The sequence below is a fragment of the Vibrio chagasii genome, from assembly GCF_002954585.1.
In the GTDB taxonomy this organism is placed as follows: domain Bacteria; phylum Pseudomonadota; class Gammaproteobacteria; order Enterobacterales; family Vibrionaceae; genus Vibrio; species Vibrio chagasii_A.
The window spans coordinates 85,967-103,640 of sequence record NZ_MSCI01000003.1 but is presented as its reverse complement, the minus strand read 5'-3'; the positions used below and the strand labels follow the sequence as shown (position 1 = coordinate 103,640).

General features: G+C 44.8%; 11 protein-coding genes, 6 tRNA genes and 1 rRNA gene. 6 read left to right on the top strand and 12 right to left on the bottom strand.

Features of this window, described 5'->3' with window-relative positions; translation table 11 throughout:
* The 8 genes from BTO10_RS20355 to BTO10_RS20320 all read right to left on the bottom strand — a co-directional run bounded on the left by BTO10_RS20355 (nt 1) and on the right by BTO10_RS20320 (nt 5,968).
* A complete protein-coding gene (locus BTO10_RS20355; RefSeq protein WP_061033080.1) occupies nt 1–978 on the bottom strand; it encodes an ABC transporter permease in 978 nt (325 codons plus the stop codon).
* Nucleotides 979–1,156: 178 nt separating this feature from the next.
* The gene (locus BTO10_RS20350; protein WP_105025664.1) at nt 1,157–2,710 is read right to left on the bottom strand and encodes an ABC transporter substrate-binding protein; all 1,554 of its coding nucleotides are present in this window, start codon (nt 2,708–2,710) and stop codon (nt 1,157–1,159) included.
* Nucleotides 2,711–2,804: 94 nt separating this feature from the next.
* The gene (locus BTO10_RS20345) at nt 2,805–4,532 is read right to left on the bottom strand and encodes a dipeptide ABC transporter ATP-binding protein (RefSeq protein WP_004740930.1); all 1,728 of its coding nucleotides are present in this window, start codon (nt 4,530–4,532) and stop codon (nt 2,805–2,807) included.
* Nucleotides 4,533–5,403: 871 nt separating this feature from the next.
* Nucleotides 5,404–5,480, bottom strand: a tRNA-Pro gene (locus BTO10_RS20340).
* Nucleotides 5,481–5,490: 10 nt separating this feature from the next.
* Nucleotides 5,491–5,566, bottom strand: a tRNA-His gene (locus BTO10_RS20335).
* 46 nt (nt 5,567–5,612) lie between these two features.
* Nucleotides 5,613–5,689 (bottom strand) — tRNA-Pro (locus BTO10_RS20330).
* 76 nt (nt 5,690–5,765) lie between these two features.
* Nucleotides 5,766–5,841: transfer RNA gene (locus BTO10_RS20325), tRNA-His, on the bottom strand.
* Between the two features lie 50 nt (nt 5,842–5,891).
* Nucleotides 5,892–5,968: transfer RNA gene (locus tag BTO10_RS20320), tRNA-Arg, on the bottom strand.
* Nucleotides 5,969–6,267: 299 nt separating this feature from the next.
* Between BTO10_RS20320 and BTO10_RS20315 the strand changes: the two genes are divergently transcribed.
* Entirely contained in the window at nt 6,268–6,681 is a 414-nt protein-coding gene (locus tag BTO10_RS20315; RefSeq protein WP_004740929.1) for a c-type cytochrome, read from the top strand.
* 97 nt (nt 6,682–6,778) lie between these two features.
* Here the strand turns inward: BTO10_RS20315 and rep are convergent, their stop codons facing one another.
* Nucleotides 6,779–8,797, bottom strand: a complete 2,019-nt coding sequence (gene rep / locus BTO10_RS20310; RefSeq protein WP_105025663.1) for a DNA helicase Rep — start codon at nt 8,795–8,797, stop codon at nt 6,779–6,781.
* Between the two features lie 181 nt (nt 8,798–8,978).
* Here rep and BTO10_RS20305 point away from each other — a divergent pair, with 181 nt between their 5' ends.
* From BTO10_RS20305 to ubiK, 4 genes are all read left to right on the top strand, one after another.
* Nucleotides 8,979–9,560, top strand: a complete 582-nt coding sequence (locus BTO10_RS20305) for a TetR/AcrR family transcriptional regulator (protein ID WP_004740926.1) — start codon at nt 8,979–8,981, stop codon at nt 9,558–9,560.
* 18 nt (nt 9,561–9,578) lie between these two features.
* Entirely contained in the window at nt 9,579–10,685 is a 1,107-nt protein-coding gene (locus BTO10_RS20300) for an efflux RND transporter periplasmic adaptor subunit (protein ID WP_004740924.1), read from the top strand.
* 11 nt (nt 10,686–10,696) lie between these two features.
* A complete protein-coding gene (locus tag BTO10_RS20295) occupies nt 10,697–13,819 on the top strand; it encodes a multidrug efflux RND transporter permease subunit (protein ID WP_004740923.1) in 3,123 nt (1,040 codons plus the stop codon).
* 119 nt (nt 13,820–13,938) lie between these two features.
* Nucleotides 13,939–14,190: a ubiquinone biosynthesis accessory factor UbiK gene (gene ubiK, locus BTO10_RS20290; protein ID WP_004740921.1), complete on the top strand. Its 252-nt coding sequence runs from the start codon at nt 13,939–13,941 to the stop codon at nt 14,188–14,190.
* Between the two features lie 235 nt (nt 14,191–14,425).
* On the opposite strand, the gene ilvC is transcribed toward ubiK, so the two are convergent.
* Nucleotides 14,426–15,910, bottom strand: a complete 1,485-nt coding sequence (ilvC, locus tag BTO10_RS20285; RefSeq protein WP_105025662.1) for a ketol-acid reductoisomerase — start codon at nt 15,908–15,910, stop codon at nt 14,426–14,428.
* Between the two features lie 145 nt (nt 15,911–16,055).
* Here ilvC and ilvY point away from each other — a divergent pair, with 145 nt between their 5' ends.
* Entirely contained in the window at nt 16,056–16,946 is an 891-nt protein-coding gene (ilvY, locus tag BTO10_RS20280; RefSeq protein ID WP_032498796.1) for an HTH-type transcriptional activator IlvY, read from the top strand.
* Between the two features lie 116 nt (nt 16,947–17,062).
* On the opposite strand, the gene BTO10_RS20275 is transcribed toward ilvY, so the two are convergent.
* Together BTO10_RS20275 and rrf are read right to left on the bottom strand one after the other, a co-directional pair.
* A tRNA-Ser gene (locus BTO10_RS20275) sits at nt 17,063–17,153 on the bottom strand.
* Nucleotides 17,154–17,222: 69 nt separating this feature from the next.
* Nucleotides 17,223–17,338: ribosomal RNA gene (rrf, locus tag BTO10_RS20270) — 5S ribosomal RNA — on the bottom strand.
* Between the last annotated feature and the right edge of the window lie 336 nt (nt 17,339–17,674).

The window sequence follows — 17,674 nt, the reverse complement described above, 5'->3', positions numbered from 1 at the left end:
TTATGCTCCTTTCCCTGTGATGTTCACTGTTGGGTTAATGATGCCGTATAGCAGGTCAACAATGGTGTTCGTTACTACGAAGATAAGACCAACGAAGATAACGTATGCGGTAATCAGTGGTGTATCCACTCGGTTAATCGCTTCAAGGAATAGGAAGCCGGTGCCCGGCCACTGGAATACAGTTTCAGTAAGAATGGTGTAAGCCACCATAGTACCAATCTGAACACCACCTACCGTTAGTACAGGTAGCATTGTGTTTTTCAGAGCGTGCTGGTAGTAAATCTTGTTCAGTTCCAGACCTTTCGCTTTACCAAACTTGATGTACTCAGAGCTCAGCACTTCTAGCATCTCTGAACGAACCAGACGAATGAAAAGCGGTAGCATGATAGACGCAAGCGCGATACTTGGCAGAACTAAGTGTGCAAGGCCATCTAGCGTTAGGAAACCAGACTCCCAGCCAAACCAGTTTGCAGTTTCACCACGGCCAAACGACGGCAGCCAGCCAAGTTCAATTGAGAAGACATACATCAGCATGATTGCCGTTAAGAAAACAGGCACAGAGATACCGATACTACTGCCCGCCATCACCAGCTTAGTGAAGAAACTTTTTGGGTGTATTGCTGAATAAACGCCAAGTGGAATCGACAGACAAACGATGATCAGAGAAGCGCCAAACACAAGTTCAAGCGTCGCCACCAGCTTATCTAAGATTACGTCCACTGCAGGGCGTTTAAAGAAATATGAAGTACCAAGATCACCTTGTAGAGCTGCGCCTACAAAGCGAGTGTATTTTGTAATGAAGGGATCATTTAAGCCGAGTTCATCACGCAGCGCTTGACGCTCCGATTCTGACACAGATTGACCGACTAACTCACGCAACGGGTCGCCCAGGTTATCCTGAATGGCAAACGCCACCAAACTGATCACAAACATCACTATCAGTGCCTGAAACAGGCGCTTGACCAGAAACGTAACCATTCCTTGCCCCTTATCTATCCATGATTATCTAATCAAAATCCGCGACCAGATAACAAAAATTCAGTCTTAAAAAAGGTATTTAGCCAGACTGAAGGAAGACCAAATACCTAAACTTAAATATATTTCTTAATAGTTTGAGAGCCTGAAAGCTTCAGGCTCTCGATTCTAGCAAGCTAGGTTATTTTACAACTAGATCACCGAAGTAAGGGAAGTTCATGCCGTTGATAATTGGACCAATCTCAACGTTACTCTTAGCTGCCCATGAAGGGTCTTGCCAATGAAGTGGTACGAACGCAGCTTCATCATATAGGACGGCTTCAACTTGCTTCAGCATCGCACTTCGTTTAACAAGATCAGTTTCTGAATTCGTTTCTAAAACTACTTTATCGATTTCAGAATTTGAGTAGTGACCACAGTTATACTGACCTTTACCTGTAGCTTCATCACGGGTCATCGTGAGGAATTCAGAGAAGTTCGCAGAGTCTTCAGTATCAGGGTGCCAACCAATCATCATCATATCAGCAGCACACTTATCAAACTCAGGCCAATACTGCGCTTTAGGCATAGTTTTAAGATCAACTTTAATACCAATCTTAGATAGCATTGCCGCCGCTGCTTGCGCAATCTTAGCATCGTTCACATAACGATTATTTGGTGCCATCATAGTTAGCGTAAAGCCATCTTCATAGCCCGCTTCTTTCATCAGCTCTTTTGCTTTTTTAACATCATAGCGAGGTTTTAGTTCTTCGTTATAGCCAGCGTATCCCACAGGGCTCTGTTGCGCAGCTGCAGTAGCCGCACCTTTCATGATTTTTTTAACGATACCTTCGTTGTTAATCGCATAAACAATCGCTTGACGAACGCGCACATCTTTCAGTGCCTCATTACTGCTTTGGTTCATTTGAAAGGTAATAATACGCGTTCCAGGCATTGTATATAAATCAACACCATCAGCATTTTTAACTCGCTTGTAATCATTTGGTGCAACAGGCGCGATCATATCAACATCACCGGAAAGAATAGCAGCGACTCGCGTTGCATCTTCCTTAATTGGCACAAGCGTAAGCTTGTCGACATTACCTTTTGAAGCGCTATCCCAGTAATCAGCGAAACGTTCAAACTCAACCTTAACACCCTGTTCACGAGACTTGATGATAAAAGGACCCGTTCCAGACTCATTGGTTGATGCAAAGGAGTTACCATGCTTAACCAACTCAGATTTGTCTTTTCCGTCTGCAGTTTTTCCAGAGTAGAACTTGCTGTCCATTGGGAAAATATAGGTCGCCACATTTTCGATCAATGGATACGTACCATCAGTCTTAACTTCAACGGTATAGTCATCTACCTTAGTCAAAGATACCAAAGGACCAAAGATGCCTTTGAAATCTGCCGAAGACTTCAAACGTTCGAAAGTCCAAACTACATCATCAGCTGTAAATGCATTTCCTGAGTGGAATTTGACTCCCTTACGAAGATTGAAGCGCATAGTCTCGTTATCAATTCGCTCCCAGCTTGTCGCTAGACGGCCTTCGAAATCCATCTCTTGAGTGAAACGTACTAGAGGGTCAAATACCATGTGAGACATTTGCAGTGTACCACCAGACAGCTGCTCGTGCGGGTCAAGTGATACAGGGTCAGCTGCATAGCCAACGGTAATATCTGCTGCTGCTGCACTAAAGCTTAGGCCAGCTGCCATCAAAGCTACTGCTAATTTGCTTTTCATGGTTTTCATTGCATAACTCCTTCATGCGGGAATCCAGATCCCTAGTTGTTGTATTTGCGTCTGTTTATTGTTGTTAGCAAGCTAAACTCCAGCCTGCTGACTTTTATACCGCGGCTTGTGCCACTGCTTTTTCTTCTCTCAAACCTGTAAATTCAGGCATTAAAGAAATCAGTTGTTTGCTGTATTCATGCTGAGGTGATTGGAATAGCTGCTCTGTAGGCGCAACTTCCAATAGTGTCCCCATCTGCATCACGCCAACACGGTCACACATTTGGCGAATAACCGGTAAATCGTGACTAATGAACAGCATGGTTAGGTTTAACTCGTCTTGTAAATCTTTTAGTAGGTTGAGGATTTGAGCCTGTACCGACACATCCAGTGCCGATGTTGGTTCATCACAAATCAAAAGACGTGGGCGAGTCGCCAAAGCGCGAGCGATAGAAATACGCTGACGTTGACCACCTGAGAATTCGTGTGGGTACTTCACCCCTGCCATTTTACCTAAACCAACGTGCTCTAGCAGGTCATTAACGATCTGACGAGTTTCGCTTTCGTTGCGAGTAAGCTTATGGAATCGAATAGGTTCAGCAATGATGTCGAATATCTTCATTCGAGGGTTCATTGATGTATAAGGGTTTTGGAAAACCATCTGCATTTGGCGACGCATAGGGCGACGCTCTTTTTCAGATTTCAGGCCAGTCAGGTCAACGCCTTCAAACGTTACCTTGCCCGAGTTTGGCGCGTACAAACCAGCAATTACACGAGCAATCGTTGATTTACCTGAGCCTGATTCACCCACCAAACCAAACGTCTCACCTTCATGCACTTCAAAGCTAACGTTGTTCGACGCTTGTACGTACTCACGGCGGCTCTCGAAGAACGAATCTTTAGTGGTGAAACGCAGGTTTACGTTTTCAACATTTAATAATGGGCCTGTGTAATCACGGTGATCTTGGCTTTGACCCAACCAGTGATTTTTCACATCAAGTGGTTCCATCTCGTGTGCTTCTTCGATGTAGCTCACCAGTGGGAAACGATCGAGTTTACGGTCTGAACGCGGAACCGCAGAGATCAAGCTGTGTGTGTATGGGTGTTCTGGCGTACCAAGCACTTTGGCAGTTGGGCCAAACTCAACTAAGTCACCACGATACATTACGGCTACACGATCGGTTACGTTAGATACCACACCCATGTCGTGCGTTACCAACATACAACCTACGTTTTTCTTAATACATAGATCGCGAATCAAACCTAAGATTTGGTCTTGGATAGACACATCCAGTGCGGTGGTTGGTTCATCTGCGATGATAAGGTCAGGCTCACCTGCCAATGCAATCGCTATAACCACACGCTGACGCATACCGCCAGAGAATTGGTGAGGATACTGTTTTAAGCGGTTTTCTGGCTGTGGGATACCAACTTGATTCATCAAGTCGAGGGAGCGTTCATAGGCTTCTTGATCAGAAACCTTCATGTTGGCGTGAATCGTTTCTTTTAACTGCTGTTCTACGGTGAATAGAGGGTTAAGAGACGTCATTGGATCTTGGAAGATAAAACCAATCTTTGAGCCGCGAACAGAACGCATCTGTTCAGGAGATAAGCCAGAGACTTTTTCGCCATCCAGAAATACCTCGCCGCTAGCAATGCGACCAGGAGGGCTCAACAGATCGATAACCGCGTTACCTACCGTTGACTTACCAGCACCAGATTCGCCTACAACACCAACAATCTCACCACGTTCAATATTGAACGAAAGCGATTTAACTGCGGCGTGAACTCCATGACGAGATGGGTATTCGATACGAAGATTTTTTACTTCTAAAAGTGACATTACCAGACCTCTACTGCTTTGGCAGCTTTCTGCCCTGTCTGCAAAATTGAATCCATTCTTACCAGAATATTGTTCTGATATTTTATACGATTGACAATTTGGCAAATAATTCACAGAAAATCAACAAAAATAGGATAAAAAGTCGACATTAAACGCTTAACAAGCAAAACCAACACATAACTATTCACCACAAAGGCATATAGTAAGAAAAAACAGCATTATACTAGTGGTAATAAACACTCACAAAACCCTTGCCACAACTTACTTGTAAAGCTAAAGCCATGGTTGAGAGCAGATCTCACTACCAACCATCAAAAACAAATAATTATTCCAAAAAACAATTAACACTATAGAAACATAATCTAATTTATCTATTTATATCAAACAGAACAACTAAATAGGGTTGTGTGAGCCATATTTACAACCATTAATATAGGTTAGGCAAATATGAGATAACAAAACAAGCAGATGGATAAATTAGTTGGAATTTTCGGCGATTTGAGAGGGGGAAAAATGCTAAATACGGACATTAATCGACAGTATTGGGGTTAGGTTTCATTTTTCGTAAAAGTCCTTAGATCAAACCTATCAATCTGTCGAATTTATTAGCCATTAAATTATATAAAATTAGATATAGATCGACCGGTTTAATGAATTGTGGTTTTGTGTGGAGAAGAGCAGTCACATTGAACGCGTGACACTTCGAAGAGGTTATTTTTCTTGTACCGCATTTATGGCACGGACGGCTAGTTAAGGCTATTTATAGTAGGTTCGATCGGGTTAGCTCTCAAGCCAACAGCCTTCTGGGCACAAATACTCTAAACACCAAACGAAAAAAAGCCTCGTCATTTCTGACGAGGCTTTCTTATAGTGGTCGGTGAAGAGGGATTCGAACCCCCGACCCTCTGGTCCCAAACCAGATGCGCTACCAAGCTGCGCTATTCACCGACAAAATTAATGGGGTGGCTAACGAGATTCGAACTCGCGACCACCGGAATCACAATCCAGGGCTCTACCAACTGAGCTATAGCCACCACTAATCTTTTTGTATAACCGCTTAACAAGCGATTATTGAAATAGTGGTCGGTGAAGAGGGATTCGAACCCCCGACCCTCTGGTCCCAAACCAGATGCGCTACCAAGCTGCGCTATTCACCGACTAGTTTTGTATCGATTCTTGGGATAGTGAATCAACACTGGAAGCCGAAGCTACCGATAATTTGTAAAGAAAGAATGGGGTGGCTAACGAGATTCGAACTCGCGACCACCGGAATCACAATCCAGGGCTCTACCAACTGAGCTATAGCCACCATAATTTCTTTTTCTGCCAATTTCTCGCTTACCGAAGTAAGTGACCGGATGGCGCGCCTGAAAGGATTCGAACCTTCGGCCTTTGGCTCCGGAGGCCAACGCTCTATCCAGCTGAGCTACAGGCGCATGCCCTGTCGGCGGAGTGGAATAATACGTATATCACCCAATGCCGTCTAGTACTTTTTTAACTTTTTTTTCTGTTTGGTCTCTTTTTCGACAGTTAATATGTGATAAACCCCTTATTTGAGTACTACAACCCGCCACAGCTTATAAGTTGTTGTTTATTGCAACAACTTATCGGGATATAATCACCCATTATTTACATTGGTTTAACAGTTGCTCTTTACTGGTTAAAGCCAAAACACCCCCTCCAACACTATAATTTGGTAAGCATGTACTTACCTTGGGAATGTAAAGTGAGTTTAATGGATATGTCTCGTCGAATTTTAAGCGTTGTCATCGCAGTTTTAACCTTCTCAACTGGTGCAATGGCTTCAGGCCTAAGTGAAGCAGAGCAAGATGCAATTGCTGAGCGCATCAAACCAGTTGGTCAAGTATACCTAGTCGGCAGTGAGCCAGTAGCCGCTGAACCAACAGGCCCTCGTGATGGCGCAACAGTTTATGGTACCTTTTGTATAGCTTGTCACGCATCTGGCGTAAGTGGCGCACCTAAAACAGGTGATGCTGGTGACTGGGGTCCTCGTATTGCTCAAGGTCGCGATGTTCTAGCTGACCACGCAATCAACGGCTTCAACGCGATGCCAGCAAAAGGTTCATGTATGGACTGTTCAGACGACGAAATCAAAGATGCTATCGAGCACATGATTGCTGGTCTGTAATTTGCCGATCTATAGTTAAAAATGCCAAATTCAAAAAAGGTGACCATCAGGTCACCTTTTTTATTGTCTTCTATATAGTGCTATATAAAGCAGAACATTACTTCTTATTGAACATCGCTCGAATATTGGCAATGTGCGCCTGCCCTTTCTCCATTCGCTCTTCAGCAGACAGTGGCTTCTTGACGCTTTCCCATTCCACATCATCATGCGGCAATTCATCAAGAAAACGACTCTGTGTTGGCTTAATTAACTCACCAAACTGACGACGTTCACGACACTTAGTAAAAGTCAGCTCTTTCTGCGCTCGAGTAATACCCACATACATCAGGCGACGCTCTTCCTCAACGTTACCTTCATCAACACTGGTTTGGTGCGGCAAGATGCCCTCTTCTGTTCCCATCAAATACACATATGGGAACTCCAAGCCTTTCGATGCGTGTAGTGTCATTAACTGTACTTGGTCAGCATCGTCATCGTCTTCACCTCGTTCCATCATGTCGCGCAGGGTTAAGCGCTGTACAACCTCACGTAGCGATTTCTCTTCTTTATCGTAATTGTCGCCTTCTAAGTCAGCCACAATCCAGCTGTAGAGATCAGATACGTTTTTCATACGCATCTCTGCCGCTTTCGGACTTGCTGAGGTTTCGTATAACCAGTCTTCGTAGTTAATATCACGAACTAAAGCACGAACCGCATCCACAGTATTGCCACGCTCGGCGTTATCCGAGATACGAACAATCCAATCCGTGAATCGACGCAGGTTCTCCAAGCCTCTGCCTGTTAGGGTTTGCTCTAAGCCCATCTCAAAGCTGGCCTCAAACAAGCTCTTGCCTCGCATATTGGCGTAGCTACCTAACTTCTCTAGCGTAACCGGGCCTATCTCACGGCGCGGCGTGTTTACAATACGTAGGAAGGCGTTGTCATCATCAGGGTTCACCAACACACGCAAGTAAGCCATGATGTCTTTAATTTCCGCTCTAGCGAAGAACGAGGTACCGCCAGAGATCTTGTAAGGCACACGGTTCTGCATCAACGCTTTTTCAATTAAGCGCGATTGGTGGTTACCACGGTAAAGCACCGCGTAATCTTTATACTCAGTACGGTTCAAAAACTTGTGTGCGATGATCTCACCAGTAATACGCTCAGCCTCATGCTCCTCGTTCTTGGCATTCAATACCTTAAGCTTTTCGCCGTCTGGGATCTCAGAGAATAGAGACTTCTCATATACGTGCGGATTGTTGGCGATCAGGATGTTCGCTGCACGCAAGATTCGACTGGTTGAGCGGTAGTTTTGCTCCAGCTTAATTAAGCGAAGGTTTGGATAGTCCTCACCCAGCAACACTAAGTTTTGCGGTTTCGCACCACGCCATGAGTAAATAGATTGGTCATCGTCACCTACTACCGTCAAACGCCCACGCTCCCCAACCAGTAAGCGAACCAATTCGTACTGGCTAGTGTTGGTATCTTGGTATTCGTCCACAAGTAGATAACGAATACGCGACTGCCAACGTTCACGCACTTCTTGATTGGTTTTGAGTAATTGTACTGGCAGTGCAATCAAGTCATCAAAGTCGAGGGCGTTGTAGGCCTTCATCTGTTTTTGATACATCTCGAAGCAGAACGCAAATAGCTGCTCTTGCTCTCCTTGAGCGCGCGCTTTCGCCTGGTCTGGCGTCAGCATGTCATTCTTCCAATTCGAAATTGCACTCATCAATGCACGCAGTAAATCCTTGTCGCCATCGATTTGTCTTTCAGTTAGCTCTTTTAATAGGGCTAACTGGTCTTGGTCATCAAATAGAGAGAAGCCCGCTTTTAGGCCCAGCGCTTTGTACTCGCGACGAATAATGGTTAGGCCCATAGTATGGAACGTCGAAACGATAAGTCCTTTCGCTTCACCTTTACCTAAGGTTTGCCCAACACGCTCCTTCATCTCACGCGCAGCTTTATTGGTAAAGGTCACAGCCGCGATGTTACGCGCCTTGTAGCCACACTCCTGAACCAAATAAGCAATCTTATTGGTGATAACACGTGTTTTGCCTGATCCAGCGCCTGCTAATACTAAACAGGGTCCTGAAACATACTTCACGGCTTCATCTTGTCTGGGGTTCAGTTTCATTTGGTTCTCTATCTGTTTTTACAAGGTCAAATTAGTCGCGTGCCTATAGTAATGCTGCAACATCACGAATGCTACGTTCTCCTATTGAAGAATTTACATCATTCATACAAAAGGGGGTTACACATAAGTCTAGTTATTAGGCTATAATGAATGAACGTTCATTCGCTGGGGTGATAAGTATATGACAATTCATACACATAGGGACAAACGCCAGCAAATACTTTCTGCTGCAGAAAAACTGATTGCTGACGTCGGTTTTCAAGGTCTGTCGATGCAAAAGCTTGCAAAGGAAGCTGGAGTCGCTGCGGGGACGATATATCGCTACTTCGACGATAAAGAACACTTGATTGCTGATGTTTGTGTACTCGTAACTCAACGAGTAGCTGATGCTGTTCAAGAAGGCGTGAACGATTCAGATCCAATCAAGCAACGCTATAGAACCATGTGGCTTAACATATGGAACTTAGCAGGAACGAACTTGGCTGCGATTAAAAATCGGGTCCAGTATGAGGCTCTACCCATCACAAATAGCCTAAACTTCAGGGAACTTGAACGGAAAATGTTTGACCAAGTTGAGCAGCTATTTAATGAGGGGAAAGAGCAAGGGTTGTTTAAACCGCTTCATAACGAAGTATTAAGCGGGTTGAGCTTAGCGGCTAGTGTTTCTCTAGCGCGAAAGCATTCTTTAGGATTTTACCAAATGGATGAGGCCGCATTAGAAGCAGCAATAGAAGCCAGTTGGGACGCAATAATTACACACTAGATCGGAGTTTTGACCATAATGAAAAAGTGGACTTTCTTCATGTTACTCATCGCTGTATTACTTTTCGGCAGCGTTATTGGGTTTAACATGTTCAAGCAACAAAAAATAGCGGAATACTTGGCAAATCGCCCTGAACCAGAGTTTCCTGTCACCGTTACTGAAGTTCAGCCGATCGACTGGGTTCCGGTGATTGAAGCTATCGGCTTCATCGAACCAAACCAAGGTGTCACTCTAGCGAATGAAACCAGTGGTGTAATCGACCAAATTTCTTTCGATTCGGGCACTGAAGTTAAAAACGGTCAGCAACTTGTTCGTTTAGATTCTGATGTTGAGAAAGCGAATTTGAAAAGTTCTGAAGCGCGCTTACCTGCTGCAAAAGCGAAGTACAAGCGTTACCAAGGCCTATTCAAAAAAGGGTCTATCTCTAAGGAAGCTTATGACGAAGCAGAAGCAAACTACTTCTCTCTTTCGGCTGATATTGAGAGCTTAAAAGCGTCTATCGATCGTCGTGAAATTCGCGCACCATTCGATGGCACCGTTGGTATCCGTAACGTTTACCTAGGCCAGTACCTACAATCAGGTACAGATATCGTTCGTCTAGAAGACACCAGTGTAATGCGCCTACGCTTCACAGTATCTCAAACTGACATCTCTCGCATCAGTGTGGGTCAAGCGGTTGATATCTTCGTTGACGCTTACCCTGAAATCCCATTTGAAGGATCAATCAGTGCTATTGAGCCAGCAGTAAGCGTACAAAGCGGTCTTATTCAAGTTCAAGCAGACATTCCAAACAATGATGGCAAGCTTCGTAGCGGTATGTTTGCTCGCGCTAACATCATTCTGCCTAAACTAGAGAACCAAGTAACCCTGCCTCAAACAGCGATTACTTTCACTCTATACGGTGACAATGTTTACATCCTGAATGAAGAAGACGGTGTTCAACGCGTTACTCAACATGTTGTAAAAGTTGGTGAGCGTACCGCTGATATTGCACACATCCTTGAAGGTGTGAAAGCTGGCGATACCGTTGTGACTTCTGGCCAAGTACGTCTAAGTAACGGTGCCAAAGTTAAGGTTGTGGAAAGTGATGCAATCACACCACCAACTGAAACACCTAAGCTGTAACTGGAGGCATAATGCGCTTTACTGATGTTTTTATTAAACGTCCAGTTCTAGCGGTATCCATCAGCTTTTTGATTGCTCTGCTTGGCTTACAAGCAATCTTCAAAATGCAGGTGCGTGAATACCCTGAAATGACGAATACCGTCGTAACAGTGACCACGAGTTACTACGGTGCAAGTGCCGATCTTATTCAAGGCTTTATCACCCAGCCCCTCGAACAGGCTGTGGCACAAGCGGATAACATCGATTATATGACTTCATCTTCTGTACTCGGTAGCTCTACGATTACCGTTAACATGAAGTTGAACACCGACCCGAATGCAGCGCTATCTGACATACTGGCCAAGACAAACTCGGTTCGTTCTCAGCTTCCAAGAGAAGCGGAAGATCCAACCGTAACCATGTCGACCGGTTCAACGACAGCGGTACTCTACATTGGTTTTACTAGTGATGAGTTGGTATCGAGCCAAATTACCGATTATCTAGAGCGTGTAATCAACCCGCAGCTATTTACGGTAAACGGTGTATCGAAAGTTGATCTATACGGTGGTATGAAATACGCACTACGCGTGTGGCTAGACCCGTCAAAAATGGCTGCAGTTAATCTAACCGCTAGCGATGTGATGTCGGTACTGAATGCCAACAACTACCAATCGGCAACTGGTCAGGCAACGGGTGAGTTCGTTCTCTACAACGGCAGTGCTGATACCCAAGTATCTAACGTTGAAGAACTAGAGAATCTTGTAGTGCGAAGCGGTGAAGGCGAAATCATCCGTCTATCTGACATTGCTAAGGTTTCTCTAGAGAAAAGCCACGATGTGTACCGTGCAAGTGCGAACGGTCAGGAAGCGGTTGTTGCAGCGATTAACGCGGCACCAAGTGCTAACCCGATCAACATTGCAGCCGATGTTCTTGAGCTTCTTCCTCAGCTAGAGAAGAACCTACCAAGCAACATCTCAATGAACGTAATGTACGACTCAACGATTGCGATTAACGAGTCGATTCAAGAGGTTATCAAGACCATCCTTGAAGCAGCATTAATCGTACTGGTTGTAATTACCTTGTTCCTTGGTTCGTTCCGTGCGGTTCTTATCCCTATCGTTACTATCCCACTGTCTTTGATTGGTGTGGCAATGGTAATGCAGGCAATGGGCTTCTCTTGGAACCTGATGACGCTACTGGCAATGGTACTCGCTATCGGTCTGGTAGTAGATGATGCGATCGTAGTACTAGAGAACGTCGACCGACATATCAAGCTCGGGGAGTCCCCTTTCCGTGCTGCAATCATCGGTACTCGTGAAATTGCGGTACCCGTTATTGCAATGACACTAACGCTAGGCGCGGTATACGCTCCTATCGCGATGATGGGTGGTATCACAGGCTCGCTATTTAAAGAGTTTGCATTAACCCTAGCAGGTTCGGTATTTGTATCCGGTATCGTGGCATTAACGCTGTCGCCAATGATGTGTTCAAAAATGCTGAAAGCTCATGCTGAGCCAAGCAAGTTTGAACAAAAGGTACATAGCGTACTGGATGGTATGACTAACCGTTACGAGCGTATGCTTGGTGCGGTAATGAACCATCGCCCAGTATTCATTGGTTTTGCGGTTATCGTATTTGCCAGCTTACCGATGCTGTTTAAGTTTATCCCAAGTGAGTTAGCACCTTCTGAAGATAAAGGTGTAGTCATGCTGATGGGTACAGCACCATCAAACGCAAACTTAGACTTCATGCAAAATACCATGAACGACGTAAACACGATTCTGTCTGATCAGCCAGAAGTGGCGTACGCACAGGTGTTTACTGGTGTGCCAAATGCAAACCAAGCGTTTGGTATCGCATCTATGGTTCCATGGAGTGAACGTAAGGAAAGCCAGTCAGCAGTGACTAACCGCGTAGGTGAGCTAGTAAAAGACGTACCAGGAATGTCAGTAACGGCTTTCCAAATGCCTGAACTTCCAGGTGCCGGTTCAGGCCTTCCAATTCAGTTTGTTATTACAACACCAAACAGTTTTGAAAGCTTGTTCCAAATCACTACTGACATCTTGGCTGATGTAGCATCGAACCCACTGTTCGTATACTCAGATCTTGATCTGAACTACGACTCAGCAACGATGAAAGTGCACATCGATAAAGACAAAGCGGGCGCATACGGTGTGACCATGCAAGATATTGGTATCACACTTGGTACTATGATGTCTGATGGCTACGTAAACCGTATCGACTTAAACGGTCGTTCTTATGAGGTTATCCCTCAAGTAGAACGTAAGTTCCGTTTGAACCCTGAATCGATGAATAACTACTATGTACGTGCTGCGGATGGTAAAGCGGTGCCACTGGGCAGTTTAATTACGATTGATGTTGTGGCAGAGCCTCGCTCTCTTCCTCACTTCAACCAATTGAACTCAGCAACGATTGGTGCAGTACCAGCTCCTGGCGCGGCGATGGGTGATGCGATTGCATGGTTTGAAGATACGGCAACGAACAAGCTACCAAGTGGCTACAACCACGATTACATGGGTGAAGCTCGTCAATACGTAACAGAAGGTAGCGCACTTTACGCAACCTTTGGTCTGGCGCTAGCAATCATCTTCTTGGTACTGGCGATTCAGTTCGAATCTCTAAAAGATCCACTGGTTATCATGGTATCTGTACCACTGGCGATCTGTGGTGCCCTAATTGCTCTAGCTTGGGGTGCGGCAACGATGAACATCTACTCACAAGTAGGTTTAATCACGCTGGTCGGCCTGATTACCAAGCACGGTATCTTGATCTGTGAGGTAGCGAAAGAAGAACAGCTACATCACCACAAGACACGTATTGAAGCAGTAATGGAAGCAGCGAAGGTTCGTCTTCGTCCAATTCTGATGACAACAGCTGCGATGATCGCGGGTCTAATCCCACTGATGTACGCAAGTGGTGCAGGTGCAGCTCAGCGCTTTAGTATCGGTATCGTAATCGTTGCTGGTCTGGCGATTGGTACTATCTTTACGCTGTTTGTACTACCTGTGATTTACAGCTACCTAGCTGAAAAACACAAGCCTCTTCCTGTGTTTGTTGAAGACAAAGACCTAGAAAAACTAGCTCGCGTCGATGAAGCAAAAGCAGCGCACAGAGAATTAGCAGACAACAAGTAATCGCTAAGTCGTAAAACAATCAAAAAGGCTACTTCGGTGGCCTTTTTTTATACGCGATAGGCGACATCTTAGGTGTGATTAAATAGAATAGTGATAAATAGTCAGGAGTTTTAATCGATATGTTTGATCCAAAAAAACTAGAGCAAATTGCTAAGCAGATCCACGACTCTATGCCTCAGCCAGTGAAAGAACTAGGTTCAGACGTAGACCAGAAAGTTCGCCAAGTTATCCAAGGCCAGCTAAACAAACTAGATGTTGTAAGCCGTGAAGAGTTTGATGTTCAAACTCAAGTACTACTGCGCACTCGTCAAAAGCTGACTGAAATGGAACAAAAGCTTGCAGAGCTAGAAGCTAAGCTTGCAGACAAGTAAGCACTCAAGCGAGCAAAGATAAGAGGGCTGACGTGAAAACGTCAGCCCTTTTTTATGCACTCGAGTTTTTCGATCTAGACTCCTAACAACACTCCGAGTCGCGACACATCTTCCCAATAAACAAAAAAAGGCTTGGTCAACGGCGACCAAGCCTTTTAATTAGATGTTGTGTTTTTATTTATGACTCCAGTTTTTGGAGATCTTGAAATTTGTTCGATGTTATCGAGTTAAGAGATTAGCCACCTACTGCGATGCGCTTCATGTCGCTCATGTAGCTACGTAGCTCTTCACCGATGTACTCAACTGGGTGGTTACGGATAGCTTCGTTCACTTCAATTAGACGAGCGTTATCTACTTGGTTAGATGTTTCACCTAAACCGCGACCGATTACGTCTGTTGCTACTGAAGGCATGAACTTCTCACGTAGTAGTGGTGTTGCAACGTTAGCGAACAAGTAGTTTCCGTATTCAGCAGTATCAGAGATTACAACGTTCATTTCGTATAGGCGCTTACGAGCAACCGTGTTCGCGATTAGTGGAAGCTCATGTAGAGACTCGTAGTATGCAGACTCATCGATGATGCCAGATGCTGTCATTGCTTCGAATGCTAGCTCAACACCCGCACGAACCATAGCAACAAGTAGGATGCCGTTATCGAAGTACTCTTGCTCAGAAATTTCTACATCAGAAGCTGGGTAGTTTTCGAATGCTGTTTCGCCTGTCTCTTCACGCCAGCCTAGTAGGTTCGCATCGTCGTTCGCCCAGTCAGCCATCATAGTGCTAGAGAATTCGCCTTGGATGATGTCGTCCATGTGCTTGTTGTAAAGCGGACGCATTAGGTCTTTTAGCTCTTCAGAAAGCTCAAATGCTTTGATTTTAGCTGGGTTAGATAGACGGTCCATCATGTGAGTTACGCCACCAAACTTAAGCGCTTCAGTGATGGTTTCCCAACCATATTGTAGAAGCTTACCTGCGTAGCTTGGGTCGATACCGTCAGCAACCATCTTCTCGTAAGACACGATAGAACCAGCTTGTAGCATGCCACAAAGGATAGTTTGCTCCCCCATAAGGTCAGATTTAACTTCAGCAACGAAAGAAGATTCTAGACAACCTGCACGGTGACCACCAGTACCAGCAGCCCAAGCTTTAGCAATGTCCCAACCTTCACCTTTAGGGTCATTCTCTGGGTGAACAGCGATCAGTGTTGGAACACCGAAACCACGTTTGTATTCTTCACGAACTTCAGTACCTGGACACTTAGGTGCAACCATTACAACCGTTAGGTCTTTACGGATTTGCATGCCTTCTTCAACTACGTTAAAGCCGTGTGAGTAACCTAGTGCAGCGCCCTCTTTCATTAGAGGCATTACTGTTTCAACTACATTAGTGTGTTGTTTGTCTGGAGTTAGGTTGATTACTAGATCCGCTTCAGGAATTAGCTTCTCGTAGCTATCTACTTCAAAACCGTTCTCTTTTGCGTTTTTGTAAGACTGACGTTGCTCGTCAATCGCAGCCTGGCGTAGAGCGTAAGCTACGTTTAGGCCTGAATCACGCATGTTTAGACCTTGGTTAAGGCCTTGAGCACCACAACCAACAATTACGATTTTCTTGCCTTCAAGGTATTCAGCTTCTGTCGCAAATTCTTCACGATCCATGAAGCGGCAACGACCTAGTTGGTCTAGTTGTTCACGAAGGTTTAATGTATTGAAATAGTTAGCCATTTGAGGCACTCCTTTAAAAATAAGTCCGTAAGGTCGATATCTCTCTATCGAATGACTTCATACTAAAGCAGACACTCCGTTGCTGAAAGTGATATATTCACAATTAGTTATTGCAATAAATGCAAGATGGAAACGATCACAGAACATGAACATAAAATCTCTACAATTATTTATACATTTATGTGATAGCAAGAGTTTCAGCAAAACCGCTGCAGCTATGCATGTCAGCCCTTCAGCACTGAGCCGTCAGGTACAAAAGCTTGAGGAAGAAACAGGACAGGAACTGCTTATTAGGGACAACCGAAGCGTTGATCTCACTCCAGCAGGAAAACACCTATTGCCAGTAGCGTTGAGTATTGTTGGAGAGTGGCAGCAATATAACCTTCACCTAAAAGGTGGTGAACAAGAGTTAAAGGGTGAGATCAGGATATTTTGCTCCGTGACTGCAAGCTATAGCCATCTTCCTGAATTAATTACCGAGTTCAGAGCTATTCATCCATATATTGAGTTCAAGCTCTCGACGGGCGATCCAGCTCAATCTATCGATAAAATATTAAATGACGAAGCGGATATCGCGATTTCAGCGAAACCAGACATCCTTCCTTCAAGATTAGAATTCGAAACCATTAGTGATATACCACTATCAGTCATCATCCCATCTGGCGTCAGTAGTTTTGGTCAACAACTACAATCCGACAAGCCAAACTGGAATGAAGTGCCTTTTATCATCCCTGAAGCGGGTACAGCGCGTGAACGAGCCAATGCATGGTTCAAGAAGATGAAGATTAAACCCAACATTTATGCACAAGTGTCAGGTCATGAGGCAATTGTAAGTATGGTAGCGCTAGGGTGTGGTGTTGGCATCGCACCGGATGTGGTGATTAACAACAGTCCAGTAAGAGATAAAGTTAGCCGCTTAAAGATAGAGCCCATCAAGCCATTTGAGTTAGGCGTATGTTGTAAGCGAGCACAGCTAGATAACCCTCTAATTCGAGCGTTCTGGCAAGTCGCAGAAGGTAAGTATTTGGCTGACTAGTTGTCACGGCTTTCAATACTAAGAAGGGAAGAGCACGTTAGTGCTCTTCCCTTTTTTATTTATATATCGCAGATAAGAGAAAAGCCCGCTGATTTCTCAGCGGGCTTTTCTAATGGTGGTGGAGGGATAGGGATTTGAACCCTAGAACCGCTATTAACGGTTGCCGGTTTTCAAGACCGGTGCTTTCGACCACTCAGCCATCCCTCCAACAAATTGTCATCAACAGATTAGTACACTGTTGAGGTTGTTATTTTCATAGCAAATAATGAAATCAAAGCCTGGCGATGTCCTACTCTCACATGGGGAAGCCCCACACTACCATCGGCGCTATTGTGTTTCACTTCTGAGTTCGGCATGGAATCAGGTGGGTCCACAATGCTATGGTCGCCAAGCAAATTTTAAAATTCGGAAAGCTGTTTCTGTTCTCTTCAAACTCATTCAAGCGTTTGTATTTTTGAGTCCATCAAAACCCCTTGGGTGTTGTATGGTTAAGCCTCACGGGCAATTAGTACAGGTTAGCTCAACGCCTCACAGCGCTTACACACCCTGCCTATCAACGTTCTAGTCTTGAACAACCCTTTAGGACGCTTAAAGCGTCAGGGAAAACTCATCTCAGGGCTCGCTTCCCGCTTAGATGCTTTCAGCGGTTATCGATTCCGAACTTAGCTACCGGGCAATGCCATTGGCATGACAACCCGAACACCAGAGGTTCGTCCACTCCGGTCCTC

Bases quoted from the DNA above. Each gene is read 5' to 3' on its own strand.
- BTO10_RS20350 (WP_105025664.1), bottom strand. From the start codon at position 2,710: ATGAAAACCATGAAAAGCAAATTAGCAGTAGCTTTGATGGCAGCTGGC.
- BTO10_RS20300 (WP_004740924.1), top strand. From the start codon at position 9,579: ATGAAAAAGTGGACTTTCTTCATGTTACTCATCGCTGTATTACTTTTC.
- BTO10_RS20355 (WP_061033080.1), bottom strand. From the start codon at position 978: ATGGTTACGTTTCTGGTCAAGCGCCTGTTTCAGGCACTGATAGTGATG.
- BTO10_RS20305 (WP_004740926.1), top strand. From the start codon at position 8,979: ATGACAATTCATACACATAGGGACAAACGCCAGCAAATACTTTCTGCT.
- ubiK (WP_004740921.1), top strand. From the start codon at position 13,939: ATGTTTGATCCAAAAAAACTAGAGCAAATTGCTAAGCAGATCCACGAC.
- rep (WP_105025663.1), bottom strand. From the start codon at position 8,797: ATGAAACTGAACCCCAGACAAGATGAAGCCGTGAAGTATGTTTCAGGA.
- BTO10_RS20345 (WP_004740930.1), bottom strand. From the start codon at position 4,532: ATGTCACTTTTAGAAGTAAAAAATCTTCGTATCGAATACCCATCTCGT.
- BTO10_RS20295 (WP_004740923.1), top strand. From the start codon at position 10,697: ATGCGCTTTACTGATGTTTTTATTAAACGTCCAGTTCTAGCGGTATCC.
- BTO10_RS20315 (WP_004740929.1), top strand. From the start codon at position 6,268: ATGGATATGTCTCGTCGAATTTTAAGCGTTGTCATCGCAGTTTTAACC.
- ilvY (WP_032498796.1), top strand. From the start codon at position 16,056: ATGAACATAAAATCTCTACAATTATTTATACATTTATGTGATAGCAAG.
- ilvC (WP_105025662.1), bottom strand. From the start codon at position 15,910: ATGGCTAACTATTTCAATACATTAAACCTTCGTGAACAACTAGACCAA.